General features: G+C 72.7%; 24 protein-coding genes. 17 read left to right on the forward strand and 7 right to left on the reverse strand.

What is annotated here, in order from left to right; translation table 11 throughout:
• Positions 1-77 precede the first annotated feature (77 nt).
• Together miaB and ABD143_RS25670 are read left to right on the forward strand one after the other, a co-directional pair.
• The gene (miaB, locus tag ABD143_RS25665) at positions 78-1,547 is read left to right on the forward strand and encodes a tRNA (N6-isopentenyl adenosine(37)-C2)-methylthiotransferase MiaB (protein ID WP_343983505.1); all 1,470 of its coding nucleotides are present in this window, start codon (positions 78-80) and stop codon (positions 1,545-1,547) included.
• Between the two features lie 14 nt (positions 1,548-1,561).
• A complete protein-coding gene (locus ABD143_RS25670) occupies positions 1,562-2,032 on the forward strand; it encodes an Rv2732c family membrane protein (RefSeq protein WP_343983508.1) in 471 nt (156 codons plus the stop codon).
• Positions 2,033-2,177: 145 nt separating this feature from the next.
• Here the strand turns inward: ABD143_RS25670 and ABD143_RS25675 are convergent, their stop codons facing one another.
• On the reverse strand, positions 2,178-3,434 hold the full coding sequence (locus tag ABD143_RS25675) for a DUF349 domain-containing protein (RefSeq protein WP_343983985.1): 1,257 nt from the start codon (positions 3,432-3,434) through the stop codon (positions 2,178-2,180).
• A gap of 851 nt (positions 3,435-4,285) precedes the next feature.
• Here ABD143_RS25675 and ABD143_RS25680 point away from each other — a divergent pair.
• Genes ABD143_RS25680 through ABD143_RS25700 form a run of 5 tightly spaced genes read left to right on the forward strand, consistent with a single transcriptional unit; the run spans position 4,286 to position 9,355 of the window.
• Positions 4,286-5,005 (forward strand): class III extradiol ring-cleavage dioxygenase family protein, encoded by a 720-nt coding sequence (locus ABD143_RS25680; RefSeq protein ID WP_343983987.1) that lies wholly within the window; start codon positions 4,286-4,288, stop codon positions 5,003-5,005.
• A complete protein-coding gene (gene miaA / locus ABD143_RS25685) occupies positions 5,002-5,922 on the forward strand; it encodes a tRNA (adenosine(37)-N6)-dimethylallyltransferase MiaA (RefSeq protein WP_343983511.1) in 921 nt (306 codons plus the stop codon). Before ABD143_RS25680 ends, miaA begins: the two co-directional genes overlap by 4 nt.
• Position 5,923: 1 nt before the next feature.
• On the forward strand, positions 5,924-6,859 hold the full coding sequence (gene dapF, locus ABD143_RS25690) for a diaminopimelate epimerase (protein WP_343983514.1): 936 nt from the start codon (positions 5,924-5,926) through the stop codon (positions 6,857-6,859).
• Complete coding sequence (gene hflX, locus ABD143_RS25695) at positions 6,852-8,321, forward strand: GTPase HflX (RefSeq protein ID WP_343983516.1); 1,470 nt, start codon at positions 6,852-6,854, stop codon at positions 8,319-8,321. Before dapF ends, hflX begins: the two co-directional genes overlap by 8 nt.
• A 26-nt stretch (positions 8,322-8,347) precedes the next feature.
• Positions 8,348-9,355: a hypothetical protein gene (locus tag ABD143_RS25700; RefSeq protein ID WP_343983519.1), complete on the forward strand. Its 1,008-nt coding sequence runs from the start codon at positions 8,348-8,350 to the stop codon at positions 9,353-9,355.
• 101 nt (positions 9,356-9,456) lie between these two features.
• Here ABD143_RS25700 and lexA read toward each other — a convergent pair whose 3' ends face one another.
• Positions 9,457-10,248, reverse strand: coding sequence for a transcriptional repressor LexA (gene lexA, locus ABD143_RS25705; protein ID WP_343983522.1), 792 nt, complete (start codon positions 10,246-10,248; stop codon positions 9,457-9,459).
• A 264-nt stretch (positions 10,249-10,512) separates the two neighbouring features.
• Between lexA and ABD143_RS25710 the strand changes: the two genes are divergently transcribed.
• The 3 genes from ABD143_RS25710 to ABD143_RS25720 all read left to right on the forward strand — a co-directional run bounded on the left by ABD143_RS25710 (position 10,513) and on the right by ABD143_RS25720 (position 15,794).
• Entirely contained in the window at positions 10,513-11,085 is a 573-nt protein-coding gene (locus ABD143_RS25710) for a hypothetical protein (protein ID WP_343983525.1), read from the forward strand.
• Positions 11,086-11,267: 182 nt separating this feature from the next.
• Positions 11,268-11,750 carry a transcriptional regulator NrdR gene (gene nrdR, locus ABD143_RS25715; protein WP_343983528.1) on the forward strand — a complete coding sequence of 161 codons (483 nt, stop codon included), beginning with the start codon at positions 11,268-11,270 and terminating at the stop codon, positions 11,748-11,750.
• A 144-nt stretch (positions 11,751-11,894) separates the two neighbouring features.
• Entirely contained in the window at positions 11,895-15,794 is a 3,900-nt protein-coding gene (locus ABD143_RS25720) for a vitamin B12-dependent ribonucleotide reductase (protein WP_343983531.1), read from the forward strand.
• Between the two features lie 94 nt (positions 15,795-15,888).
• On the opposite strand, the gene ABD143_RS25725 is transcribed toward ABD143_RS25720, so the two are convergent.
• Positions 15,889-16,479 (reverse strand): TetR/AcrR family transcriptional regulator, encoded by a 591-nt coding sequence (locus ABD143_RS25725; RefSeq protein WP_343983534.1) that lies wholly within the window; start codon positions 16,477-16,479, stop codon positions 15,889-15,891.
• A 102-nt stretch (positions 16,480-16,581) separates the two neighbouring features.
• On the opposite strand from ABD143_RS25725, the gene ABD143_RS25730 reads away from it, so the two are divergent.
• Both ABD143_RS25730 and ABD143_RS25735 read left to right on the forward strand, forming a co-directional pair.
• A complete protein-coding gene (locus ABD143_RS25730) occupies positions 16,582-17,523 on the forward strand; it encodes an NmrA/HSCARG family protein (RefSeq protein WP_343983536.1) in 942 nt (313 codons plus the stop codon).
• Positions 17,520-18,401: an LLM class flavin-dependent oxidoreductase gene (locus ABD143_RS25735; RefSeq protein WP_343983538.1), complete on the forward strand. Its 882-nt coding sequence runs from the start codon at positions 17,520-17,522 to the stop codon at positions 18,399-18,401. Before ABD143_RS25730 ends, ABD143_RS25735 begins: the two co-directional genes overlap by 4 nt.
• 6 nt (positions 18,402-18,407) lie before the next feature.
• Here ABD143_RS25735 and ABD143_RS25740 read toward each other — a convergent pair whose 3' ends face one another.
• A complete protein-coding gene (locus tag ABD143_RS25740; protein ID WP_343983541.1) occupies positions 18,408-18,791 on the reverse strand; it encodes a VOC family protein in 384 nt (127 codons plus the stop codon).
• A 209-nt stretch (positions 18,792-19,000) separates the two neighbouring features.
• Entirely contained in the window at positions 19,001-19,792 is a 792-nt protein-coding gene (locus ABD143_RS25745; protein ID WP_343983544.1) for a transglutaminase-like domain-containing protein, read from the reverse strand.
• A 163-nt stretch (positions 19,793-19,955) separates the two neighbouring features.
• On the opposite strand from ABD143_RS25745, the gene ABD143_RS25750 reads away from it, so the two are divergent.
• From ABD143_RS25750 to ABD143_RS25770, 5 genes are all read left to right on the forward strand, one after another.
• The gene (locus ABD143_RS25750; RefSeq protein ID WP_343983547.1) at positions 19,956-20,633 is read left to right on the forward strand and encodes a transglutaminase-like domain-containing protein; all 678 of its coding nucleotides are present in this window, start codon (positions 19,956-19,958) and stop codon (positions 20,631-20,633) included.
• Complete coding sequence (locus ABD143_RS25755) at positions 20,630-21,667, forward strand: MBL fold metallo-hydrolase (protein WP_343983550.1); 1,038 nt, start codon at positions 20,630-20,632, stop codon at positions 21,665-21,667. Before ABD143_RS25750 ends, ABD143_RS25755 begins: the two co-directional genes overlap by 4 nt.
• A 66-nt stretch (positions 21,668-21,733) precedes the next feature.
• Positions 21,734-22,651 carry a hypothetical protein gene (locus tag ABD143_RS25760; RefSeq protein ID WP_343983553.1) on the forward strand — a complete coding sequence of 306 codons (918 nt, stop codon included), beginning with the start codon at positions 21,734-21,736 and terminating at the stop codon, positions 22,649-22,651.
• 191 nt (positions 22,652-22,842) lie between these two features.
• On the forward strand, positions 22,843-23,331 hold the full coding sequence (locus tag ABD143_RS25765; RefSeq protein WP_343983557.1) for a DUF3145 domain-containing protein: 489 nt from the start codon (positions 22,843-22,845) through the stop codon (positions 23,329-23,331).
• Between the two features lie 58 nt (positions 23,332-23,389).
• Positions 23,390-23,917 (forward strand): hypothetical protein, encoded by a 528-nt coding sequence (locus ABD143_RS25770; protein ID WP_343983559.1) that lies wholly within the window; start codon positions 23,390-23,392, stop codon positions 23,915-23,917.
• Between the two features lie 62 nt (positions 23,918-23,979).
• On the opposite strand, the gene ABD143_RS25775 is transcribed toward ABD143_RS25770, so the two are convergent.
• On the reverse strand, positions 23,980-25,233 hold the full coding sequence (locus tag ABD143_RS25775) for a beta-ketoacyl-[acyl-carrier-protein] synthase family protein (RefSeq protein ID WP_343983561.1): 1,254 nt from the start codon (positions 25,231-25,233) through the stop codon (positions 23,980-23,982).
• Complete coding sequence (locus ABD143_RS25780; protein WP_343983564.1) at positions 25,230-25,472, reverse strand: acyl carrier protein; 243 nt, start codon at positions 25,470-25,472, stop codon at positions 25,230-25,232. Before ABD143_RS25780 ends, ABD143_RS25775 begins: the two co-directional genes overlap by 4 nt.
• Positions 25,473-25,494 lie beyond the last annotated feature (22 nt).

Genomic DNA, 25,494 nt, shown 5'->3' on the forward strand with positions numbered 1-25,494 from the left:
CCCCCGCCGCGCATGCGGGCATCCTGCCCTGCCCGGCCGGTGGGGTCGACGGGGCGCCGACGGCCTACCCTCGGACCGTGCCTCGCAGCTACACCATCCGCACCTACGGGTGCCAGATGAACGTGCACGACTCCGAGCGGATGGCCGGGTTGCTGGAGGCCGCCGGGTATACCCGGTCGGAGTCGGACGACGCCGATGTCGTCGTGTTCAACACGTGCGCCGTGCGGGAGAACGCCGACAACCGGCTCTACGGCAACCTCGGGCACCTGCGCCCGGTCAAGGACGCCCGCCCCGGCATGCAGATCGCCGTCGGCGGCTGCCTCGCCCAGAAGGACCGCGAGACGATCGTGCGCCGGGCGCCGTGGGTGGACGTCGTGTTCGGCACGCACAACGTGCACGCACTGCCCGTGCTGCTGGAGCGCGCCCGGCACAACGCCGCAGCCCAGGTGGAGATCGCCGAGTCGCTCGAGGTCTTCCCGTCCACGCTCCCCGCGCGTCGCGAGTCGGCCTACGCGGGCTGGGTGTCGGTCTCCGTGGGCTGCAACAACACGTGCACCTTCTGCATCGTCCCGTCGCTGCGCGGCAAGGAGAAGGACCGCCGCCCCGGCGAGGTGCTCGCCGAGGTGCAGGCGCTTGCCGCCGACGGCGTGCTGGAGGTGACGCTGCTCGGGCAGAACGTCAACTCCTACGGCGCCGAGTTCGGCGACCGCGGCGCCTTCGCGAAGCTGCTGCGGGCCTGCGGCGACGTCGAGGGCCTGGAGCGCGTCCGGTTCACCTCGCCGCACCCGCGCGACTTCACCGCCGACGTGATCGCCGCGATGGCCGAGACGCCGAACGTGTGCCCCCAGCTGCACATGCCGCTGCAGTCCGGCTCCGACGACGTGCTCCGCCGGATGCGCCGCTCCTACCGCTCGTCCCGGTACCTCGCGATCCTCGACGAGGTGCGCGCCTCGCTGCCGCACGCCGCGATCTCCACCGACATTATCGTCGGCTTCCCGGGCGAGACCGAGGCCGACTTCCAGGCCACCCTCGACGTCGTCGCGCAGGCCCGGTTCGCGCAGGCGTTCACGTTCCAGTACTCGCGGCGCCCCGGCACCCCGGCCGCCGAGCTGCCCGACCAGCTGCCGAAGTCCGTCGTCCAGGAGCGGTACGAGCGGCTCGTCGCGCTGCAGGAGGAGATCTCCTGGGAGCAGAACCGCGCGCTGGAGGGTTCGGTCGTCGAGGTCCTCGTGTCCACCGGGGAGGGGCGCAAGGACGGTGCGACCCGCCGGATGAGCGGCCGGGCCCGCGACGGGCGGCTCGTGCACTTCGCGCCGGGCGAGCTCGCGGTGCGGCCGGGTGACGTCGTCGAGGTCGAGATCGGCTACGGCGCGCCGCACCACCTGGTGTCCGACGGACCGGTGCGCACCCACCGGCGCACCCGCGCGGGGGACGTCCACGAAACGGGTACCCGTCCTGGTGGAGCCCCCACCGGGCTCGGCCTCCCGGCCTTCGGGGTCCCGAAAGCGCCCGTCGCAGCCGAGCACGGCTGCGGGGCGAGCGTCTGATGGACAGGAGAACGGTGGACGAGTCGAAGGTGCCCGACGAGTTCGCAGCCCTCGACGAGGAGCTGACGAGGCCGGCGCGCCGCAGCGAACGCCGGATCGACCCCGGGCCGACGGCGATGGTCGTCGCGATCGCGATGCTCGTGCTGATCGTGAGCGTGATCCTGCCGTGGACCGGCCCCACGGCCGGCTGGCAGGTGCTCGCGCGGCTCGCGCCGCTCGGGCTGCTCCCGCCGCTCTTCGCGTTCACCTCGCTGGGCTTCGGGCTGGTGGTCTCCGCGTTCGCACTCGCCACCCGGTGGTGGGGGCTCGCGTGGCTCGCCGCGGTCGGCTGCGGGATCTCCGTGGTGACGGGGCTGTGGGCGATCTGGTCGCGGCAGGTCGGGGTGCCGTACGGCCTGACAGCTCCCGGCCCGGGCATGATCCTCGCCGTGCTGGCCGTGATCACACTCGCGACCAGCTGGGTGCGCATAGCCGGCCGCCGCTGACCCCCCGCGCCCCCTTGGCCGCGTATATGTGTGCAGAGCAGCTCTGCACACATATACGCGCGCGCGCCCGGCCTTGATCGCAGGAAATGGTGTCAGGGCGACAGATCTGTCGTCCTGACACCATTTCTGACGATCAAGAGGCCGGTCAGCGCTGCTGCACCGCCTGCTCCGCGGTCGCGAGCCACTCCCGCCACTGGTCGGCCTGGCTCTCGGCCTGCTCCGCCCGCCGGGTGTCGCCCGCCGCGCGCGCCTTCTCCGCCTGTGCCTCGAACTGCGCCACGCGCTCGCGGAACTGCGCCACCCGCGCCTCGGCCTCGGGATCCGTGCGGCGCCACTGCCGGTCGGCGGCGTCGCGCACCTTCTCCTCGACGGCCCGCAGCCGCGCCTCCAGCGGCCGGATGTCGTCGCGCGGGACCTTGCCGATCGCCTCCCAGCGCTCCTGGATGCTGCGCAGGGCCGCCCTGGCGGCGTTCGGATCCGAGGTCTCGATCTTCTCGGCCTCGGTGAGCAGCGCCTTCTTCGCCTCGGCGTTGGCGGCGAACTCCGCGTCGCGCTCCGCGAACGAGCCGGACCGGCGGGCGAAGAACGCGTCCTGGGCGGTGCGGAAGCGCTGCCAGAGCGCGTCGTCGGTGTCCTTCTGCGCGCGCCCCGCGGCCTTCCACTCCGCCATCAGCTCGCGGAACCGGACCGCCGTCGGCCCCCAGTCGTCGGAATCGCTGAGCTTCTCCGCCTCGAGGATCAGCTCCTCCTTGCGGGTCTTCGCCGAGGCGCGCTGCCGGTCGAGGTCGGCGAAGTGCGAGCCCCGCCTGCGGTTGAACGCCTCACGGGCCTTGGCGAACCGCTTCCACAGCTGCTCGTCGGTCTTGCGGTCGATCCCGCGGATCGTGCGCCACTCGTCGAGGATCGTCTTGAACCGGTCGCCCGCCTGCTTCCACTGGGTCGCCTCGGTGGCGAGGGCCTCCGCCTCGGCGGCGAGGGCCTCCTTGCGGGCGACGGAGGCGGCGCGCTGCGCGTCGCGGGCCGCGCGGGCGGCCCCGACGGCCGCGTCGGCCTGGGTCAGCAGGTCGTCGAGCCGGGCGCGCAGGCCGGCCAGGTCACCGACGACGGTGGCCTCGTCGAGCCCGTCGCGGAGGGTCTTCGCGCTGCTCAGGGCGTGCTTGGGGTCGCCCCCGCCCGCCGCGAGCCGGTTGGCGATCAGCTCGACCTCGGTGAGCATGTCGTCGAACCGCCTTGCGAAGTGGGCGAGGCCCTCCTCCGGCGCACCGGCCTGCCACGACCCGACGATCCGCTCGCCCTCGGCCGTGCGGACGTAGATCGTGCCCTCGGCGTCCACGCGGCCCCAGCGGCCCGGGTCCGCGCTCGCGGCGGGGACCGGCGAGGGGTGACCGAGCACCGGCTCCATGTGCGCGTGCGGCGCCGGAGCCGGGGCGGGTGCCGTCTCCGAGGCGGGAGCGGGTGCGGCGGGCGGCGGCCCGGGCACCGGTGGCGTCGGCGCGGGAGGGGGTGTCGGCACGGGCGGTGTCGGTGACGGCGGGGGCGTCGGCACAGGCGGCGTCGGCACGGGCGGCGTCGGCGAGGGAGGCGGCGTCGGCGAGGGAGGCGGCGTCGGCGAGGGAGGCGGCGTCGGCACAGGCGGGATCGGCGAGGGAGGCGGCGTCGGCACGGGCGGGATCGGCGAGGGAGGCGGCGTCGGCACCGGTGGTGTCGCTACGGCTGGCGTCGACGGTTGCGCGGGCGCGGGCGGGGGTGCCGGCACGGGCCTCGCCTCGACCGGGTGCACGGGCGAGTCCGGGGCGAACGCCGGGGCCGTGGCGTCCGCCTCGACGTCCGAGCCGGGCTCCGCGCCGGCCCCCGATCCGAGGCCCGGCCTGGGGTGCTGCCGCGGGGCGTGCGTGTGGTGCACCGCCTCCTGCCCCGGCGCTACGTCCTGCGGCGCCGCGTCCTGCTGCGCTGCCTCATGTACCTCTGCCTGCCCTGCCGTCGGTTCGTCCGCGGTGGTCGCGTTGTCCGGTACTCCGGTCCTCTGCTGCTCCGACACCGTCGTCCTCCTTGCTCCGGCCCGCCGCAGACGGCGGGCGCCCCGCCCGGGGGCGGAGCCGTGCACATCAACCCGCACCGGCCTGCTGACCGAACGGCCGTCCGATTCAAACAGCTCTGGGGGCCGACCGGAACAGCCCGGACGGGCGCAGCGCAGCGGACGGGCCGTCCCGGTCGCCGAGCCGACGCGCTCCTACGCTGCTCATCGTGCTCTCGATGGCCGTCGTCCTGCCCGAACCGCCGCTCCTGGTCCCCGAACTCGCGACGGGCGCGGCGGCGGAGACGGCCGCGCTGCGAGCGGCTTGCATGGCCGCGGCGGACCGGCTGGCCGGTGCTGCTCGGCGCTGGATCGCGGTCGGTGCCGACGCCGGGGGCCGGCGCACGGTGGGCCCGGACACCCGCGGGAGCTTCGGCGGATTCGGCGCGGAGGTCGAGGTGGCGCTCGCCCCCGATGCATCGGCGCCCGTGGACCGGGAGCTCCCGCTCCCGCTGCTCGTGGCCGGTTGGGTGGCGGGTGCCGCGGGTGCGGCGGTGCGCATTCGCGGGGAGCTGGTGGCCCCGGACGAACCGACGCCTGCCTGCCTCACGCTCGGGGCCGCGCTCGCGGCGGAGTGCGCCGCCGACCCGGAGCCGGTCGGCCTGCTCGTCGTCGGCGACGGCGCCGCGACCCACACCGAGAGGGCCCCCGGCTACCTCGACGAGCGCGCAGGCCCCTTCGACGTGGCGGTCGCCGCCGCATTGCGGGACGCCGACACCGGCGCCCTCGCGGCTCTCGACGCCGGGCTCGCCACCTCGCTCATGGCTGCCGGACGGGCGCCCTGGCAGGTGCTCGCAGGCGCCGCCGCCGCGAACGGCCGGTGGCGTGGCGAGCTGCTGCACTCGTCCGTCCCGTACGGGGTGGCCTACCACGTCGCGGTCTGGACGCCGGAACCGTGAGCGCGCCTCCGCTCGTCGCGGTGGTCGGCCCGACGGCCACCGGCAAGTCCGACCTGGGCATCGCGCTGGCCCGCGCGCTGGGCGGCGAGGTCGTCAACGCCGACGCGATGCAGCTCTACCGCGGCATGGACATCGGCACCGCGAAGCTCGGGCCAGCCGAGCGCGCAGGTGTGCCGCACCACCTCCTCGACGTCCTCGATGTCACCGAGACCGCGTCGGTGGCCGCGTACCAGCGCGACGCCCGCGCCGTCGTGGAACGGCTGCGGGCCGCGGGCCGGACGCCGGTGCTGGTGGGCGGATCCGGGCTGTACGTGCAGGCGGTGGTGGACGAGCTCGACTTCCCCGGCACCGATCCCACGCTGCGCGCCGAGCTGGAGGCCGAGCTCGCCGAACGCGGGGCGGAGGCGATGCACGCCCGGCTCGCGGCGGTGGACCCGGCCGCTGCCGAGGTGGTGCTGCCGACCAACGGGCGCCGCATCGTCCGCGCGCTCGAGGTGATCGCCCTGACCGGCCGCCCGTTCCCTGCCCGCCTGCCCACCGCGGGCCCACCGCGGTACGACGCCGTCCTGCTCGGCGTCGACCGGCCGGTGGCGGAGCTGGACGATCGGGTGGCGCGGCGGGTCGCGCGGATGTTCGCCGCCGGCCTCGTGGAGGAGACGCGCACGCTCCTCGCCGCGGGCCTGCGCGACGGCCTGACGGCGTCGCGGGCGCTGGGGTACCAGCAGGTGGTGGCCGCGCTCGACGGGGACGGGGACCTCCTGGTCGCCGCCGAGGAGACCGTGCGGGCGACCCGGCGGTTCGTCCGGCGGCAGCGGTCGTGGTTCCGTCGCGACCGGCGAGTCCACTGGCTCGACGGCGCGGCCACCGACCTCGCGGAGGGCGCCATGGCCCACGTCGCCGCGCGCGTAAGCTCCTGACGTGCAGTTCAGCAAGGGCCACGGCACCGAGAACGACTTCGTCGTGCTCCCAGACCCCGACGGCGCTCTCGACCTGACCCCCGCTCGCGTCGCCGCGCTGTGCGACCGCAGGCGTGGCCTCGGCGCCGACGGGGTGCTCCGGGTCGTGCGCTGGGCGGCGCTGGATCCCGGCGGCCCGGCTCCGCAGCCGGGCGTCGAGTGGTTCATGGACTACCGCAACGCCGACGGCAGCATCGCCGAGATGTGCGGCAACGGAGTGCGGGTGTTCGCCCGCTACCTGGAGCACGCCGGCTGGCTCCCCAACGGGGAGACGCCGGTCGGCACCCGGGCGGGTGTGCGCACGGTCCGCGTGGCGGGTGACGAGATCTCCGTCGACATGGGCCCGGCCGCCGTCGGCGAGCCGAGCACCGCGAGCATCGACGGCGACGCGTTCGCCGGCGTCGCCGTGGACCTCGGGAACCCGCACCTGGCCTGCGTCACGGAAGCCGCCATCGACGGGCTCGACCTCACCCGCCCGCCCGGCCACGACCCCGCGCTGTTCCCGCACGGCGTGAACGTCGAGTTCGTCTCGCCGGTCGACGCCCACGGCGAGGTCGTGATGCGCGTGCACGAACGTGGTGTGGGGGAGACGCGGTCGTGCGGCACCGGCACCGTGGCCGCCGCGGTGGCCGCGCTGCGGCACGCCGGGCGCGTGACCGGCGCGGTGGCCGTCCACACGGCCGGCGGGCGGTTGCGCGTCACCGTCGACGAGCAGACCACGATCCTGCACGGGCCCGCGGTGCTCGTCGCGCACGGCGAGCTGACCCACGAGTGGTGGGCCAGTGCCCGCCGCGAACCCGCGCGGCTCGGGACGTCAGGGCTCCCGGAACCGTGGCGCGCCGGAATCAAGGAGGACGGCGGAGCGTTGACGTGGGAGCATGACTTCCACGATGACTGAACCCGCCCTGTCCACCCCCACCGACGACCGGCTCCGCTCCGACGACCAGGTCCGCCCCACGAGGGGCGACTTCGAGCTCGAAGAGCGCACGTCGCTGCGCCGTGTAGCGGGACTCTCCACCGAGCTCACCGACGTCACCGAGGTCGAGTACCGGCAGTTGCGCCTCGAGCGCGTGGTGCTCGTCGGGGTCTGGACGGAGGGCAGCTCCGAGCAGGCCCGCGCGTCGCTCACCGAGCTGGCCCGGCTGGCCGAGACCGCGGGCTCCCAGGTGCTCGAGGGCCTGATGCAGCGCCGCCCGCGACCCGACCCCGCCACTTACATCGGCGCCGGGAAGGTCGAGGAACTGCGCACCGCCGTTCTCGACGCCGGTGCCGACACCGTGATCTGCGACGGCGAGCTCTCGCCCGGCCAGCTGCGCCAGCTGGAGGAGAAGCTCAAGGTCAAGGTCATCGACCGCACCGCGCTGATCCTCGACATCTTTGCCCAGCACGCCCGCTCCAAGGACGGCAAGGCGCAGGTCGAGCTCGCGCAGCTGTCCTACCTGCTCCCGCGCCTGCGCGGGTGGGGTGAGGCGCTGTCGCGCCAGGTCGGCGGTCGCGCCGCAGGCGGCGTGGGCATCGGTGGCCGCGGTCCCGGTGAGACGAAGATCGAGCTCGACCGGCGCCGCATCCGCAACCGGATGTCCAAGCTGCGCCGCGAGATCTCCGGCATGAAGCAGGTGCGCGAGACCCAGCGCGGGTCCCGCAAGCGGGGCGGCGTGCCATCGGTCGCAATCGTCGGCTACACCAACGCCGGCAAGTCGAGCCTGCTCAACGCGCTCACCGGCGCCGGTGTGCTCGTCGAGGACGCGCTGTTCGCCACCCTCGACCCCACCACGCGCCGCACCTCCACCAACGACGGGCGCACCTACACGCTGACCGACACGGTCGGGTTCGTGCGGCACCTGCCGCACCAGCTCGTTGAGGCGTTCCGGTCCACGCTGGAGGAGACGGCGGGCGCCGACCTGCTCGTGCACGTGGTCGACGCGTCCGACCCGCTGCCGGAGGACCAGATCAAGGCCGTCCGGCAGGTGCTGGTCGAGATCGGCGAGGAGCACGGCTCGATGCCGCGCGAGTTGCTGGTGGTCAACAAGACCGACGCGGCAGGCGACCTGCAGCTCGCCCGGCTGCGCCACCTCCTGCCCGAGGCCGTGTTTGTCTCCGCGCACACAGGCGACGGTGTGGCGAAGCTCCGGGAGCGCCTCGCTGAGCTGCTGCCGCGCCCGGAGGTCGACGTCGAGCTGCTTCTGCCCTACACACAGGGCTCGCTCGTCGCCAGGGTGCACTCCGAGGGCGACGTGCTCGCCGAGGAGCACACCCCGCACGGCACGCGCCTGCACGCCAGGGTCGGCGCCGAGTTGGCCACTGCGGTGCTCCCGTACACGCATGCCGGCGCGGCCGTCGAGGACGGCGTCACCCACTGATCCCACTGCTCGTTGCCGGTGCGCTCATGCTGACGATGACGTCGGCGGGCGCGCTCGCGGCCGTGCCTGCCCCGCAGGTCCGCTGCACGGTCGACGACCCGCGGCTCGGCGAGCTGTCCGGGCTCGTCGTCCGCGACGGCGAGGTCTGGGCGATGAGCGACGGCGGCAGGCGCGTCGAGCTGCTCCGGCTGGACCTCGACAACTGCTCGGTCACCGGCACCCGCACCGCCGACGTCAACCCATACGACGCCGAGGATCTTGCGCTCGGCCCGGATGGCGCGTTCTGGGTGGCCGACACCGGTGACAACGACCGCGACCGCACCACCGTCACGGTCATCGTTGCTCCTGACCGCGGGGAGGCGCGGCTGCACCGGCTGACCTACCCCGACGGTCCGCACGACGCCGAGGCGCTCCTGGTCGACGCGAGCGGGCGGCCGGTCGTGATCACGAAGGAGATCGGCCGCGCCGGCGTGTACCGCACCGCGGAGCCGCCGGAGGGCACAGGGCCCACACCGATGGTGCGGATCGGCGAGCTCTCGCTCCCCGCGTCGAGCACGACAGGCGGGCCGGTCGGGGGCATCGGCAGCCGCGTGGTGACCGGTGCCGCCACGAACGCCGACGGGTCCGTGGTGGCCCTGCGCAGCTACACCGACGCTTGGCTGTACCCAATGCAGGACGGCGACCTCGTCGCAGCGCTGCAGCGCACACCGGTGCAGGTGCCGCTGCCGGACGAACCCCAGGGCGAGGCGATCGCCTTCCAGCCCGACGGCACGCTGCTCTCCGGGTCGGAGACCCGGGGCGGAGTGCCGGGGCAGGTGCGGGCGGTGGCCGGGGCGGCCTCGCTGGCGCCTGGCGGCACACCTCAGGCTCCCCGGACCCCGGACGGGCCCGCCACGCCGGTGGACGCGCCGCCCGCTGCCGATGCCCCGGCCCCCGAGTGGCTGCCCGCGGCGATCGGCGCGGGTGTGGCCGCCGGCCTGCTGCTGCTCGTGACCGCGGTGCTCGGGCTGCGCGGGATGCTGCGCGGGCGCTGAGGCCGGAACCGGCGGACCGCAAGGCTAGGAGCGCCCTGACCAACTCGGCCCGACTGCGCGGGCGGAGTTGTTCAGGACCCTCCCAGCCGACGGTCTCTGACTCAGAGGCGCCGGAGTACCGCCACCACCCGACCGAGCACCGTGGCGTCGTCGCCGGGAATCGGCTCATAGGCCGGGTTGGCCGGCATCAGCCAGTTGTGCCCGTCGCGGAGCTTGAGCGTCTTGACCGTGGCCTCGCCGTCGATCATCGCCGCGACGATCTCGCCGTTCTCCGCCACCGGCTGCTGCCGGACCACGACCCAGTCGCCGTCGGTGATGGCGGCCTCGATCATCGAGTCACCGCGCACGTTCAGCAGGAACAGCGTGCCTTCGCCGACGATCTCGCGGGGGAGCGGGAAGACGCTCTCGATGGCCTGCTCGGCGAGGATCGGGCCACCGGCGGCGATGTTGCCGATCAGCGGCACGAACGCCGGCGCCGGGCTCAGGTCGGCCGCGGCGGACTCCTCCGCGGGCGACGCGGTGGTCTCCTCGGCGTCGTCCGGCCCCCGGACGTCGACCGCTCGCGTGCGGTTCGGATCGCGGCGCAGGTACCCCTTCCGCTCCAGGGTGCGCAGCTGGTGGTGCACCGACGACGTGGAGGTGAGACCGACGGCGTCGCCGATCTCCCGGACGCTCGGGGGGTAGCCGAACCGCTCGACCCAGTCGCGGATCACCTCGAGCACCTTGCGCTGGCGGGGCGTCAACCCGGCCGGCTCCCTGGGCGGGTCCGGGAAGGTGCTGACCTGGGCCGTGGCGCCGGGCCGCAGTTCCGCGCGCCCGTCGGTGTCGGGGCCGTCGGACGAGTCCGGGCCGGCCTCGCGACCGGCTCTGGTGCCGGGGTCGTCCCGTGCCATCTCTTCGCGCCTCCTCGTCGGCCACGTGCTGCGGCGGCCGGTGTAGTTCTCGTGCTGGTCGTGGTGCCGTTCGTTCGGATGGCCGTCCCGGGCCACCGCCGTTGGCACGACGGTAGCCCCGATCGCGGCCTCCGCCAAACACATGTTCGAACGACACGCCTCCCTTTTCTCGATTCTGTCGGTGCTCGGTGGTAGACATCGCACATACGTTCGTTCGAACAACTGTTCACACGGCCACGAGCGGGAGAAGCGGAGGCGGCGGCGATGCACGAGCACGAGGTGAGCGGGCGGCCGATCGAGGGCAGGCGCGGTGCGGGAGCGGCCGGCGGCTTCTCCGGCAGGGGAGTGCCTGTCCGGGTGCCACCGCGGCGCCGGGCCCGTGGGCCGCGCCCGGTCCGGCCCGGCGTGGTGGCAGTGGCGGTGCGGCCGGCCGAGGCCGAGCGGCCGCAGCTCGTGCGGCGGGCCCGGCGGGCCGAGCCGCTGCGCAGCGGCCCGCGTGTGCTGGTCCGCCGGCCCGTGGCCGAGCCGATCTCGGGGCGCGGAGTGCGTGTCGTCGCCGGGCTGGCCGCCATGGCGGCCACCGCGGCGGTCGTCATGGGCCTGGGCCTGCTCGCCGGAGCGGCCTCCGAGGGGCGTGGCGGCTCCGGCGCGCCTGCGCGCCCGGTCGCCACCGTCACGGTCGAGGCGGAGAGCACGGTGTGGGAGGTTGCCGAGCGCGTGGCGCCCGCGTCGTCGGGTCCCGAACTCGCCGCGGTAGCGGAGCGCATCGTCACCGACAACTCCCTCACAACGGTGCGGCTGCGCCCCGGGCAGGTGCTGCGGGTGACCGGCGGCTGACGCTGCGCGGCCGACGCGCCGCCCGCCGGGCCCCGATCGGCCCGGTTCGGACGACACGCCGCCCACGGTAGGGGTGTCCGACTTCCCTCACCCCTACATGTTGTGGTTACACTCGTGTTGTTCGTCCACAGGTAGGGTTTGGCCTGCCGGTGGAGCTGCTGCCCGGTGAGGGGGATCGTCCGATGCGTTGCCCGTTCTGCCGCCACTCGGACTGCCGCGTCATCGACTCGCGAGAGGTCGACGACGGCCAGGCCACCCGCCGCAGGCGCTCGTGCGCCTCGTGCGGCAGGCGGTTCACCACCGTCGAGGAGGCCGTGCTCGCGGTCGTCAAGCGCAGCGGGGTCACCGAGCCGTTCAGCCGCGAGAAGGTCGTCAGCGGCGTCCGCAGGGCATGCCAGGGGCGGCCCGTCGACGAGGACGCGCTCCAGCAGCTCGCCCACCGCGTGGAAGAGGCGGTCCGCGCCGGAGGCACCGCCGAGATCCCCAGCCACGAGGTCGGCCTCGCGATCCTCGGCCCGCTCCGCGAGCTCGACGAGGTGGCCTACCTCAGGTTCGCGAGCGTCTACCGCTCGTTCTCCTCCATCGAGGACTTCGAGAAGGAGATCGCCGACCTCCGCGGAGCATCAGCGGGTGGCACGACCGTCGGCGGCGACCCGCCCGGCTGAGCCGGCGCCTGCGCCGTCCTACAGCGCTGACCGCGCCACTTGCATCACCTATGCCGTCCGCATCGCCGAACAGACCAGAACGCATCGCTCGAGACGTAGCACCTGCGGACCCCAGCCGCCCGTGCGCCAGGAAGAGGGAAGAGCATGACCGAGACCGTCGGCACCGCGTCAGGACGCGGCAGGAAGAGCGCCAAGTCCGGGAAGGGGGCCGGGCTCGCCGTCGAGCGGATCTTCACCCAGCCCGGCGTGCATCCCTACGACGAGGTCTCATGGGAGCGGCGCGACGTCGTCATGACCAACTGGCGCGACGGCACGGTCAACTTCGAGCAGCGCGGCGTGGAGTTCCCCGACTTCTGGTCGATCAACGCCACCAACATCGTCACCAGCAAGTACTTCCGCGGCGCCGTCGGCTCCTCGCAGCGCGAGTCGAGCCTGCGCCAGCTCATCGACCGCGTCGTCGGCGCGTACCACCGCACCGGCGTCGAGCAGGGCTACTTCGCCACCGAGGCCGACGGCGAGATCTTCGCCCACGAGCTCACCTGGATGCTGCTGCACCAGGTGTTCAGCTTCAACTCGCCGGTATGGTTCAACGTGGGCACCGCGAGCCCGCAGCAGGTCAGCGCATGTTTGGCTTACGACGCTCTGGTCAGCACCCCGGCCGGGCTCGTCCCCATCGGCGAGCTGGTCGAGAGCGACGCCGTCGGCACGAAGGTGTTCGACGCGCACGGCCTCACGCGCATCGTCGCCACCAAGGCGAACGGCGTGCGAGAGGTCATCCGGCTGCACACGAAGGCAGGCCACCAGCTCGACGTCACACCCGACCACGTGGTCTGGAAGAGCACCGACGCCGGCACGGGCCGCTGGGTCGAGGCGGGCACGTTGCGTCCCGGCGACCAGCTGGAGTGGCACCGCACCCATTCGTACGGCGAGTCGGTCATCAAGGTCGCCGACCTGGCCGAGGCCTCGCTCGCCGGCTGGCTGCAGGCGGACGGGTTCGTGGGTCGGTACGAGACGGGCACGAACCGATCGCTCACGATCGAGGCGATGACGGTCACCGACGCCGAGCGTGACTGGGTCACGGTGGCGTTGGACGCGGTGTTCCCCGGCGTGCACCGGCACGAGCGCACCGTCACCACGCAGAACCCTGCCCTCGACTGCCGCCGCACCCGCCTCTACGGCGCCGAGCTGGCCGACTTCGTGGAGCGTTGGGGGCTGCGGACCCGTGGCGTCGACATGACGGTGCCGGCACACCTGTTCACCGCACCGCTGCCCGTGGTGGCCTGCTACCTCCGCAGCGTCTTCCAGGCCGATGGGTACGTGTCGCGGCGCGAGCGTTCCACGCTCGTCGGGGTAGACATGATCAGCGAGGGGCTGATCCGCGGCGTCCAGGCGCTGCTCGGCCGCTTCGGGATCTTCGCGCGGGTGTCACGCAAGGCCGACCCGCGTCCCGACCGCAACGACCTGTGGTGCGTCAGCATCCAGAACGCCGGCGACCGCCGGACCTTCGCCGACGAGATCGGTTTCGTCGACCCGGTGAAGGCGGCGAAGCTCGAGGCGTCGTTCGACCTGCCGGGCCGCCCGGCGCGCGACGTGAAGCGCCTGGAGATCGCCCGGGTCGAGGAGCTCGGCGCACAGGAGGTCTACGACATCCAGACAGAGTCCGGGGAGTTCCTCGCCGCGGGCCTCCGGGTGCACAACTGCTTCATCCTCGCCGTCGACGACACCATGGAGTCGATCCTCAACTGGTACCGCGAGGAGGGGCTGATCTTCAAGGGCGGCTCCGGCGCCGGGCTCAACCTCTCCCGCATCCGCTCCTCCAAGGAGCTGCTGTCCTCCGGCGGCACCGCCTCCGGTCCGGTCTCCTTCATGCGCGGCGCCGACGCGAGCGCGGGCACCATCAAGTCCGGCGGTGCCACCCGCCGCGCGGCGAAGATGGTCGTGCTCGACGTCGACCACCCCGACATCGAGGAGTTCGTCGAGACCAAGGCCAGGGAGGAGGCCAAGATCCGGGTGCTGCGCGACGCCGGGTTCGACATGGACCTCGGCGGCTCCGACATCGCCTCGGTGCAGTACCAGAACGCCAACAACTCCGTCCGCGTCACCGACGAGTTCATGCGCGCCGTCGAGGCCGACACCGAGTTCGGCCTGCGCGCCCGGATGACCGGCGAGGTCATCGACCGCGTCCCGGCGAAGAAGCTCTTCCGCACGATCGCGCAGGCCGCGTGGGCGTGCGCCGACCCCGGCATCCAGTACGACGGCATGATCAACGACTGGCACACCTGCCCCGAGTCGGGCCGGATCTCGGCGTCCAACCCGTGCTCGGAGTACATGCACCTCGACAACTCCAGCTGCAACCTCGCGTCGCTGAACCTCATGAAGTTCCTCGGCGACGACGACCAGTTCGACGGGGTCCGGTTCCAGAAGGCCGTCGAGATGATCATCACAGCGATGGACATCTCCATCTGCTTCGCCGACTTCCCGACCGAGCCGATCAGCGAGGTCACGCGCACCTTCCGCCAGCTGGGCATCGGCTACGCCAACCTCGGCGCGATGCTGATGGCCACCGGCCACGCATACGACTCCGAGGGCGGTCAGGCGCTCGCCGCGGCCATCACCTCGCTGATGACGGGCGCGGCCTACAAGCGCTCCGCAGAGCTCGCCGGTGTCGTCGGCCCGTACGACGGCTACGCCCGCAACGCCGAGGCCCACCAGCGCGTCATGCGCAAGCACACCGCGGCCAACGACGACGTGCGCACGTTCCCGGCGAGCAGCCCCATCCACAAGCTGGCGACGATCGCGTGGAAGGACTGCCTCGCGGTCGGCGAGCGCAACGGCTGGCGCAACGCGCAGGCCTCGCTGCTCGCCCCCACCGGCACCATCGGCCTGATGATGGACTGCGACACCACCGGCATCGAGCCCGACCTGGCCCTGGTCAAGTTCAAGAAGCTGGTCGGCGGCGGGTCCATGCAGATCGTCAACCAGACTGTGCCGCGGGCCCTTGCCAAGCTCGGCTACCAGCCGGAGCAGGTCGAGGCCATCGTCGAGTACGTGGGCGAGCACGGCCACGTGATCGACGCCCCCGGCCTGCGCCAGGACCACTACGAGGTGTTCGACTGCGCCATGGGTGCGCGGTCCATCGCCCCGATGGGCCACGTCCGCATGATGGCGGCGGTGCAGCCGTTCCTGTCCGGCGCCATCTCCAAGACGGTCAACATGCCGGAGACGGCCACCGTCGAGGACGTCGAGAAGATCTACATGGAGGGCTGGAAGCTCGGCCTCAAGGCCCTCGCGATCTACCGCGACAACTGCAAGGTCGGCCAGCCGCTGTCGGCCGGCAAGTCCGCCAAGGCCACCGAGAAGGCCGAGGCGGCGGCGCCCGTCGAGCAGCGGCCCATCCGGCGCCGGCTGCCCAAGAAGCGCCCGAGTGAGACGGTCTCGTTCACCGTCGGCGGCGCGGAGGGCTACCTCACCGCCGGTTCCTACCCCGACAACGGCCTCGGCGAGATCTTCGTGAAGCTCGGCAAGCAGGGCTCCACGCTCGCCGGTGTGATGGACGCGTTCTCGATGTCGATCTCCGTGGGCCTGCAGTACGGCATCCCGCTGGAGTTCTACGTCTCGAAGTTCTCCAACCTGCGCTTCGAGCCGGCGGGTATGACCGACGACCCGGACGTCCGCATCGCCACGAGCGTGCTCGACTACCTGTTCCGCAGGCTCGCGCTCGACCACCTCCCGTACGAGAAGCGCGCCCAGCTCGGCATCTTCTCCGCGTCCGAGCGCACGGCGCAGGTCGCCGAGGGATACGGCGAGGTCGACGTCGAGGGGCTGCGCTCCTCGGTGGACGCCGCACCGGTGGCCGAGAAGGCGGAGACGCCGGCCGGGGCACACCCGGCCCCGGTTGAGGTCGGCAGCTCCACCGAGCTGCTCGAACTGCACCTGGGCAAGGCTGCTGACGCTCCGCTGTGCATGACCTGCGGCACGAAGATGCGCCCGGCAGGCTCCTGCTACGTCTGCGAGGGCTGCGGCTCCACCAGCGGCTGCAGCTGATCTTCGGGCGCGGTTCGGGATGGTCAGGGCTGGGAGCCGACGGCAGTCTGCTCCCAGCCCTTCCGTCTACGTGCCGTGATCTTGTCTTGCAACGTCAGGTCAGCGGGTGCACGCCGTCTAGGGCGAGTGTGAGCAGCCGGTCGGCCTCGGCGGCACCGTTCGGCTCACGCTCGGTGGCCATCGCAATGGCGTTGGCGAGTGTGAGCAGATCGCCGATGGCGACGCCGGGGCGGATCGCGCCGGCCTGGCCGGCGCGCTCGAGCAACTCGACGCCGCTGCTCGTGATCATCGAGTGGCAGGTGGCCCCGAATGTGGGATCGCCGTCATGCGCTCCGCGCATCAGTGCGGCGGCCAGACCGCGGTTGGATGCGGCGTGCTCGACAACGGCGCGCAGCCAGGTGACGAGCGCATTTCCGGGATCGGGGTCGGTAGTCACATCGCGCGCTCTGTGGCAGAGCGCCTCCACCTTGGCGCGGAACACCACCTCCAGCAGCGCTTGGCGGGACGGAAAGTGCCGGTGCAGCGTTGCCGAGCCGACGCCGGCGCGCCGAGCAATCTCCTCCAACGAGGCATCGGCACCGTCGCGGGCGATAGCGGCTTCCGCAGCGGCGAGGATCCGATCGTAGTTGCGTTGAGCGTCTGCGCGCATGGGCCGGCTCGCCGGCGCGGTGTTGCCGTCAACCACGGGCTTCTCCATCAGGCTTGCGAACCGGGGTAGGCCCCCATATCGTACCTGACGTAAATGGAGGACCACCCCGTTTGATTCTGCGTGGTGATCTCCGCATCCATGACAGGGGAGCCCGTGCAGGTAGCAGGGAAGACGATCGTGGTGGTGGGCTCGACGGGACAGCAGGGCCGCGCGGTGACGGCGCACCTGCTCGCCGACGGTTGGCAGGTGCGGGCGCTGACCCGTGATCCGGAGGGCGCGGGGGCCACGGCCTTGGCCACGGCCGGAGCCCTGCCCGTGCACGCGGACATGGACGACATCGGTTCGCTGGTGGACGCGGTCGAGGGGGCATACGGCATGTTCAGCGTCCAACCCACCGTCGGCTCGCCTGGCACCGCGCCGGATTTCAGCGCGGACGACGAAGTCCGTTGGGGGACCAACGTCGCGGACGCCGCCCAAACGGCGGGCATCACGCATATCGTGTACACGTCGGTCGCGGGCGCCGGCCGCCACGATGACGAGGTCCTGCCGCTGAATCTGGTGAGCAAGTGGCGGATCGAGCAGCACATGGCCAAGCTCGGGCTGCCGGCAACCATCTTGCGCCCCGCCTCCTTCATGGAGAACTTCACCGGCGGGTACTACCTGCGGGAGGGCGCCATGGTCACGGCTCTCGAGCCGAACGTCCCGCAGCAGGTCATCGCGGTCGACGACGTGGGCGCCATCGCTGCGTTGGCGTTCGGTCGGCCGCAGGAGTGGATCGGCCGCGTCGTCGATCTGGCCGGTGACGAGCTGACTCCGGTACAGATCTCAGCGGCGATCGCCGCTGCCATCGGGCGCCCGCTGCCGTACGTGCAGATCCCCATCGACACGATCCGGCAGGTCAGCGAGGACATCGCCGTCGCCAACACGTGGCTGAACGAGCGCGGCTACCGGGTCGACATCCCTGCCACGCGCCGGATCCATCCCGGCGTGATGGACTTTCGCACCTGGCTCGACACCACGGGAGCAGCCCGGATCACGGCGTTCCTCGACACCCAGCGCGCGGGGGAGAAGGGCGCGTGACCGAACCGCGGACGAGCCTCGGGCGGATCGGAGTCTGGGCAGCCGGCTTCGACACCCTGCCGATCGCCGCTGTCCGGCAGGCTGCGGCGGCGATCGAGGATCTCGGCTACGGAACGCTCTGGCTGCATGAGACGGCCGGCCGGGAAGCCATGGCACAAGCCGGAATCCTGTTGTCGGACACGCGGCAGATGGTGGTGGCCACGGGCGGCGCGGACATCTACGCGCGGGACGCGGTGGCCACCTCCGCCGCGCAGCGCACGCTTGACGAGGCATTCCCCGGCCGCTTCCTGCTCGGCCTGTGGGAGAGCCACCCGAGCCTCGCCGAAGATGTCCGCGGCCACCGATTCGGGCCGCCGCTGGCCACCATGCGCGATTACCTGGATGCGCTGGACGGCGCGCCGTTCCGGCCGGCGCCAGGACCGGGAGCGGCGCGCCGGGTGATCATGGCAATGGATCGTGGGATGCTCGAGCTCGCGGGAGAGCGGACCTCGGGCGCGCAGCTCTTGGGCATGCCGGTTGAGTACACGCGGATCGCACGGGCTGTGCTCGGGCCGAGCGCACTGCTTGCCGTCACCCAGTTCGCGATCCTCGACGAGGACGGCTCGCGCGCCACCGAACTGGCGCGCTCAACCGCTGCCGCAGCCCTGCCCAACCGGCGCGCGCTACTGGAGGATCTCGGCTACGAGGAGGTCGACTCTCTCGGTGACCGGGTGGTGGACGCGCTCGTGGCCTACGGAAGCACCGAGGACGTAGCGAACCGCGTCGCTCGCCATTTCGACGCCGGAGCCGACCACGTCAGCCTGCACGTCGTGCACACCACGCCGGGGACAGCGCCCGTGCTCCAGTGGCAGCGGCTCGCCGAGCAGCTCATTCCGTAACTCGGGCTACGGGGCGCCGTGATGCACGGCCTCCACGTTGTTGCCGTCCAGGTCGCGGAGGAACACCCCGTAGTACCGGGGGTGGTACTCGGGCCAGACCCGCGGGGCGTGCAGGATCTCGGCGCCCGCGGCCACGGCGGCGACGTGCACCTCGTCCACGGCATCCCTGCTGGGCGCGATGAACGCGATGTGCAGCTCCCGCCCCGCAGGGCTCGGCGCGGCGCCGAGCCAGAAGCGCGGCACACCGTCCGGGCCGGACAGCCCCACCACGGGCCCGGTACCCAGGTCGTGGCGCATCGCCTCGCGGATCCGCAATGGCGCGAAGACGCGCAGGTAGAACGTGGTGGCGGCGTTGACGTCGGTCACCTGCACCGCGATGTGGTCGAGCACGGGGCCTCCAGAGAGACGGTCGGTTGGGGCCGCCGGACCGTAGCGCCGGTGGACGACAGTTCAGGCACACATCACCAGGTACACATCACCAGGCACACACATCACTTGGTGACGGCACGGACGCCGCGGGGACACGGTCACCGTGGTGCCCCACACCGGCCCTTGCACAGGGGAACGCGCTGACGACCGGACCGAGGACAGGCCCGTGCTCAGGTCAGCTCGACGTCCCCCCCGCCGTCGTCGTGGGGCAGGTCGTCCACCACAGCCAGCACCGTCACGCTCGTCAGGTTCGCCAGGCCGCCGTGCACCGAGAGGAACGCGGTGTCCGAGGCGTCCCGGCCGGTGGCGATCCGCAGCATCGACGGCCGGGATGCGAGTCCGGTGGCATCCAGCAGGCGCCACCCGCCGTCCACGTACGCCTCCACTACGGCGTGGAAGTCCATGGGGTCCAGCCCGGGCGCGTACACCGCGGCCAGCCGGGCCGGCACGTCCTGCGCCCGCAGCAGCGCCACGACGAGGTGGGCGTAGTCGCGGCACACGCCCTGGCCGAGCAGCAGGGTGTCGATCGCGTCGTCGGTGGGCCCGCTGGAGCCGCTGACGTAGGACAGCCGTCGTGCGACCCAGTCCCGTACCGCGGTCACGATCTCGGCGGGTCCGGGGATGCCCCCGAACTCGGCCGACGCGGTGGCGAGCAGCTTGTCCGACGGGCAGTAGCGGCTCGGGCGCATGTAGAGCAGCCGGTCGTGCTCGCCGCCGTCGGGCACGGGGACCTCGCCCTCGACCGTGGCCGAGTAGTCGATCACGAGCTGGCTCACCGGAGCGTCGACCACGTGCACGCGGCCGCGGTGCGGCGCGCCGACCTCCCGTACGGGCAGCAGCTCGCTCCCGGCGCAGACGGTCAGGCGCTCCTGGGCGGGCCGGGTGGCGACGGCCACCTGGAGCCCGAGCAGCGCCGGTGCGGTGACGTCGAGCTGGAGGTACGCGGAGACCTGGCGGCGCATGTGTCGATCGTGACAGGGCGGTGCAAGTGCGGCCGGTATGCCGTGTGGACCCGGTCACCCTGCGGCTCCGGGCGGCGCGGCCCGCCCTTCCCGTCGTTATGGTGACTTTCCGGTAACTGCGGTGTGGAGCGGGCGGCGGCGACGCCTCCCCGGGGGAGGTGCGGTGCGGCCAGAGCTCGAGGAGTACCTGAGGCCTGGCCGGTTCGTCGACTCGGACGCACCGGCCGTCAGGGCGTTCGCCCGGGAGGCGGTGGCGTCCGCGACCGACCCGGTCGAGCAGGCCGCCCTGCTCTTCGCAGCCGTGCGCGACCGCATCTGGTACGACCCATTCGTCGTCTCCGACGACCCCGAGCAGTACCGGGCGAGCGCCGTCGCCGCCGCTGCGACGAGCTGGTGCGTGCCGAAGGCCGTGCTGCTGGCGGGTGGCGCCCGCGCGCTGGGCATCCCTGCCCGGCTCGGGTTCGCCGACGTGCGCAACCACCTGCAGACCCCCCGGCTGCGCGAGCACATGGGCGGGGTGGACGTGTTCATCTACCACGGGTACGCCGACCTGCACCTGGACGGCCGCTGGGTGAAGGCGACACCCGCGTTCAACGCGGAGCTGTGCGCGCGGTTCGGCGTGGCGCCGATCGAGTTCGACGGGCGTTCGGACGCGCTGCTGCACCAGTTCTCGGCCGACGGATCGCGGTACATGGAGTACGGCACGAACCGCGGCGTGTTCGCCGACCTTCCGCTGGCGCAGATTCTCGACGCGTTCCGGGACAACTACGGAGAAAAGATGATCATGAGCGCCGGGGACACCGGGACCGATGCCTTCACCGCGCCGGCGGTGGCCTCGTGATCGCCCGCGACGACCCGGACGGCGACTGGACCGCCCCCGGCGTGTTCGAATGCGCTCCCGGCGTCCACCGGATCCCCCTGCCGCTGCCGAACGACGGCCTGCGCGCCGTGAACGTCTACGCGGTGGCCGACGGCGACGGGTGGACGCTCGTGGACTCCGGCTGGGCGCTCGCAGAAGCACGGGACGCGCTCGGGGCCGCGCTTGCCGAGCTGGGCGCCGGGTTCGGCGACGTACGCCGCTTCCTCGTCACGCACGTGCACCGCGACCACTACACGCAGGCCGTTGCGCTACGCCGGGAGTTCGGGATGCGGGTGGCCCTCGGCGCGGGGGAGGGCCCGAGCCTCGAGGTGCTCAACAAGCCGCGTCCGGCGCACCGGCAACACGACCGGCTGCTGCGGGCGGGCGCCCACGAGATCGTGCGCGAGCTGGAGCGGCAGCCCCAGCCGCCGTCCGACCCGGCCGAGTGGGCCTTCCCGGACGAGTGGATCGAGGACGGCGCCGAGATCGTCGTGGACGGGGGTGCACCGGGCGCGCGGGTGCTGCAGGCGGTGGCGACGCCGGGGCACACGAGGGGCCACGTGGTATTCGCCGATGCCGCCGCCGGGCTGCTCTTCTCCGGTGACCACGTGCTGCCGCGGATCACGCCGTCGCTCGGGCTGGAACCCGCGCCGCCTGCGAGCCCGCTCGCCGACTTCCTGACCTCGCTGGAGTTGATCAGGACCCGGCCCGACGCCGCGATGCTGCCCGCGCACGGCGCCGTCGGGATGCGCGTGCACCAGCGCGTCGACGAGCTGATCGCCCACCACGGGAAGCGGCTGGACGCCACGCTGACCGCGGTGCAGGCGGGCCACAGTACCGCCCACGAGGTGGCGGCGGTGCTGCCGTGGACGCGCCGGGACAAGCGGCTCGCCGACCTGGACCTGTTCAACGCGATGCTGGCCACGATGGAGACCGCCGCGCACCTGGATGTGTTGGTCGAGCGGGGCCTGGTGACGACGAGCGAGCAGGACGGCATCGTTCACTACATATCGTGAGCACCATTCACTCTTCGTAGTACCCCGCCGACCGCAGCTCTGCCCACCGGTCGTACTCTCTGCCCCATGGAGGGGTCCAGCGGGGGGCGGCGGTTCGCCGCGCGCGCCGCGCTGGCGCTCGCGGCCGTCGTGCTGGCCGTCGCCGGGGTCGTGGTGGCAACCGACGGCGTCACGTTCCCCAGCGGGCCGACCGGTAGCGGCCCGACCGTCACCCTCGCACCCGCCGCCGCCGCGCTCGACTGCACGGCCGCTGGACCTTACGAGGCCCCGGAACGCGGCAGCGTAGGTGTTCCCGCCGGGCTCCGGCTGTGCCCGAGCGAGCCGCTCACGATCGTCGTCCGCGGCGCGGTGCTGGACGGGTGGGACGTGCAGGGCGGGATCCTCGTCGACGCCGCCGACGTGGTGGTGCGGCGCAGCCGGGTGGTCGGCGACGGCTCCATGGCGTACGGGATCAGCACTACGGCCGCCGGCTCCGTCCGCATCGAGGACGTGACGCTGACCGGCGGGTTCCGGGAGGCCGCGGTGGGCGGCAACCGGTGGAGCGCAGAGCGGGTCGAGATCACCCGCGTGAACTGTGACGGCGCCCACGTCGGCGACGGTTCGCGGTTGCGCAACAGCACCGTGCACGACTTCGCGGCGGCGCCGGGGCAGGAGGTGGACGCGCTCGTGCTCCAAGGCACCGGACGCGACGTCGTGGTCGAGGACAACCGGGTGGAGTTGGGTCGCGGACCGGGCAGCGCCGTTCTCGTCGCGCCCGAACGGGCGGGGGAGCGTGCGGATGGCCCCGTCGAGATCCGGGGCAACCTGCTCGGTGGCGGCGTCTACACCGTCCGGCAGGACAGCCCGGCGGCGTCGCTGACCGACCTGCGGATCACCGGTAACCGGTTCAGGCGCGACGCCGAGGAGGCGCCATTGCGGGTGGCCCAGCGGGCGGTGCTCGAGGACAACTCCTACCTCGACGGCGGTCGGCTGCCCGACCGCTGACCGACGAGGCGCGACCGTGTGACACGCCCGGTGCACCGCGGTTCTGGCGTGTCGGGTGCCGGAACGGGCAGACTGATCAACACAATCCCGAGACAGACCTGGATCCAGATCCAGGACAAAACCTAGAAGTAGACCGGCCACGGCCCGAGGACGTAGGGGAAGACGTTCCTCGTCGACGTTGGAGGTCTGCAGTGAACGCACGCGGCGTGGTCTTCGTCCACTCGTCGCCGACTGCGGTCTGCCCGCATGTCGAATGGGCGATTTCCGGCGTGCTCGGCGCGAAGGTCTCGCTGCAGTGGACGCCACAGCCTGCCGTCCCGGGACAGATGCGCGCGGAGTGCAGCTGGACCGGTCCGGCCGGGAGCGGCGGCGCGCTGGCAGCCGCGCTTCGGGCCTGGTCGATGCTCCGGTTCGAGGTGACCGAGGAGCCGAGCCCCGGCGTGGACGGCGAGCGGTTCTGCCACGTCCCCACGCTAGGGCTGTGGAGCGGCCGCACCAGCGCCAACGGCGACATCGTGCTGGGGGAGGACCGCCTGCGGTCCCTGCTCGCCGAGGTGCCTGCGGCCAAGCTGGCTAGCCGGGTGCATGATCTGCTGGGATCGGCGTGGGACGATGCGCTGGAGCCGTTCCGGCTCGCCGGCGACGGCGCCCCCGTCACCTGGCTGCACCAGGTGGGTTGACCGGCGCGGGACGAGCACGAGAGAGGATCTGCGGGTGCGGCGGTGGACCTTGCCTCTCGTGGCGATCGCGCTTGGCGTGCTGCTGGTGGTGGGCGGTGGCGTCGCGGTGGCGAGCCGTTCGGCCACCGGCTTCGCGCCTTACGCCGCGCCGCGACAGGTGCCGGCCACGGGCGCGGGCTCGGGTGAGGTCGAGCTGAGCGCCGACGCCGCAGCCCACCCGGCGGCCGACGCCGTGCGCGAGCAGTTGCAGCGGCATTTCGACGCGATCAACACCCGCGACTACGAGAGCTGGCGCGGCACCGTCGTGCAGCAGCGGGCCGACGGGCTGCCCGAGCCGGAATGGCAGCAGGCCTACGCCTCCACCCGCGACGGCACCATCCGGATCGACCGGATCGACCGGATCGACGCGGCGCCGGACTCCGGGCTGTTCGTGCGGGTGCGGTTCGTCAGCACCCAGGACGTCGCCCACGCTCCGCCCGATCTTCAGGTCCCGCGCATCTGCTGGCGCACCACTCTCCCGTTGCGCGGGCTGCCACCCCTGATCGACATGACCGGGGGCGGCAGCTCCGCACGCGAGGCCTGCTAGGAGGGTCCTGGCCAGGGCGCTCCTAGCGCCAGGGCGGCCTGTGCCGGGCCCTGGTTGGCCCGTCAGACCTTCGTGAACGCCACGGCGGCGTTGTGCCCACCGAACCCGAACGAGTCGCACACAGCGGCCGTCAGGTCCATCTTGCGCGGCTCTCCCGCCACCACGTCCAGCTCCACACCCGGGTCGAGCTTCTCCAGGTTGAGCGTGGCCGGGATGATGCCCTCCTTGATCGAGAGCAGCGTGATGATGCTCTCGACGGCGCCGGCCGCCCCGACCATGTGACCGAGCGCCGACTTCGGCGCGGTCAGCACCGGATGGTCTCCGAGCGCCTTGCGGACGGCCCGCGTCTCGCCGACGTCGCCAGCCACAGTGGAGGTGGCGTGGCAGTTCACGTGGCCCACGTCCGAGGGCTCCAGCCCGGCGTCGCGCACTGCGGCCGCGATTGCGCGGGACTGCCCGTGGCCCTCCGGCTCGGGGCCGGTGATGTGGTACGCGTCCGAGGTGAGACCGGCGCCCGACAGCCTGCCGTGCACGGTGGCGCCCCGGGCGGCCGCGAAGTCCGCCCGCTCCAGCACCATGATCCCGGCGCCCTCGCCGAGCACGAACCCGTCGCGCTCGACGTCGAACGGGCGGGAGGCCCGCTCCGGCTCGTCGTTGCGCTGAGACAGCGTGCGAGCCTGCACGAACCCGGCCACCGTGATGCCGGTGATGCACGCCTCGGCCCCACCGGCGAGGACCACGTCGACCTCGCCGCTGCGCAGCATCTTGAGCGCCCACGCGAGCGACTCCGCCCCCGACGCGCACGCCGAGACCGGAGCGTGCACGCCGGCGCGTGCGCCGAACTCGATGCCGACCCAGGCGGCGGGACCGTTGGGCATCAGCATCGGGACCGTGAGCGGCGAGACCTTGCGCAGGCCGCTGCCCTCCAGGAGGTCGTCCTGGTCCAGCAGGGTGATCGCGCCGCCGATGCCGGTCCCGATGACCACGCCGAGCCGCTCGGGGTCCACCGTGCCGTCGCCGGGCTCGCCGAGCCCGGCGTGGGCCCAAGCCTCCTTCGCGGCGATCAGGGCGACCTGCTCGCAGCGGTCCAGACGGCGGGCCTGCACGCGCGGCAGCACCTCCGTGGGAGCCACCGCCAGCGGCGCAGCGATCTTCACGGGCAGCTGGTGGCGGTTCACCCACTCGTGCTCGTCGTCGTCGATCCGCCGGACGCCGGAGCGCCCGGCGAGCATGCCCTCCCAGGTCGACGCGACGTCGCCACCGAGCGGGGTCGTCGCGCCGAGCCCGGTGACGACGACCTCGACCTGTGGGGTCACTGGTTCTTGGAGATGTAGTCGACGGCGTCGCCGACCGTCTTCAGCTCGGCGAGCTGGTCGTCGGGGATCTTGACGCCGAACTTGTCCTCGGCCTGGACGGCGATCTCGACCATCGACAGCGAGTCGATGTCCAGGTCGTCGACGAAGGACTTCTCGGTGGTCACCTCGGCGGTGTCGATGCCGGCGACCTCCTCGACGATCTCGGCGAGTCCGCTGAGGATCTCGGTGTTGTCGGCCACGGTCTTTCTCCTTCTTGTGGGG

Source organism: Pseudonocardia aurantiaca (assembly GCF_039526725.1).
GTDB lineage: Bacteria > Actinomycetota > Actinomycetes > Mycobacteriales > Pseudonocardiaceae > Pseudonocardia > Pseudonocardia aurantiaca.